Below are 397 nucleotides of genomic sequence, written 5' to 3' on the forward strand. Positions count from 1 at the left end.
GCTCCGGTGCGTATCGACGAAGGCCCTCAGGACTTCAGCCGGCGGTCGAGCTCCGCCTGGGCGAAAAACGCGCTGGCGAGCTTGAGAATCTCGTTGGCCCGGCGCAGCTCCTTGACCTCGCGTTCCAGCTCTTTGACGCGCTTGGCTTCAGCGGTGGTCACACCGTCTCTCACCCCGGCATCGACCTCTTGCCGCTGTACCCACGTCAGCAGTGTTTGCGGCACACAGCCGATCTTCGGCGCGATCGACTCGACCGCCGCCCACAACGATGGGTATTCACCACGGTGCTCCTGCACCATCCGCACCGCACGCTCGCGGACTTCCGGGGAAAACTGTTTTAACTTTGTCATGGCTCCATTCTCTCAAGAGTTGGAGCCTCCGCGAATCCCGGGGCGGT

1 pseudogene and 1 other annotated feature are annotated in these 397 nt (G+C 63.0%); the pseudogene reads right to left on the minus strand.

The window, feature by feature from the left end:
• Positions 1–72, minus strand: a sequence feature (AL1L pseudoknot). This feature is flagged as partial in the annotation.
• A pseudogene (locus tag ISP15_RS18380) lies at positions 1–350 on the minus strand (transposase); the annotation flags it as partial. Its footprint overlaps the feature before it by 72 nt.
• Positions 351–397: the final 47 nt, after the last annotated feature.

Source organism: Dyella jejuensis, from assembly GCF_044904675.1.
Lineage (GTDB): Bacteria > Pseudomonadota > Gammaproteobacteria > Xanthomonadales > Rhodanobacteraceae > Dyella_B > Dyella_B jejuensis.